The sequence below is a fragment of the Nitrobacter sp. 62-13 genome (assembly GCF_001896955.1).
Lineage (GTDB): Bacteria > Pseudomonadota > Alphaproteobacteria > Rhizobiales > Xanthobacteraceae > Nitrobacter.
Genome location: NZ_MKRN01000069.1, coordinates 23,856 through 24,174, shown reverse-complemented (window position 1 = coordinate 24,174; position 319 = coordinate 23,856). Strand labels below are relative to the sequence as shown.

Here is a 319-nt window from a genome sequence, read left to right as displayed (position 1 = left end):
GTATCGAGGTCGCGACGGTGGTCGATTGCAGGCGGTCGAGCCCCGCCTTGAGACGGTCGTAGTCGCGTACGCTTACGCCGCGGCCGATAAAGGAGAGAATTTCGTATGGCGTGGCGGCCATCAGGCGCGACGGCCGCAGGCCAAGATCGCGGGCCTCGACGATCTGCGAGGCTGCCCAGATCAGCACATCGGCATCCCAGATGGTCGCCATGCCGTGCTCTGGGATCGCTTCGACGCGGATGACGATCGTGCCGGCCTTGAAGTCGATTGGCGTCAGCCGCTTCGACTTCGCGAGCGAAAAGAACGGATAGGCCATGAG

Annotated in this window: 1 protein-coding gene; it reads right to left on the bottom strand. The window is 63.6% G+C overall.

Annotated features, from left to right (window positions below):
* A partial coding sequence (locus tag BGN91_RS06825; protein ID WP_292611699.1) for a replication initiator protein A occupies positions 1 to 319 on the bottom strand: 319 nt, incomplete at both ends.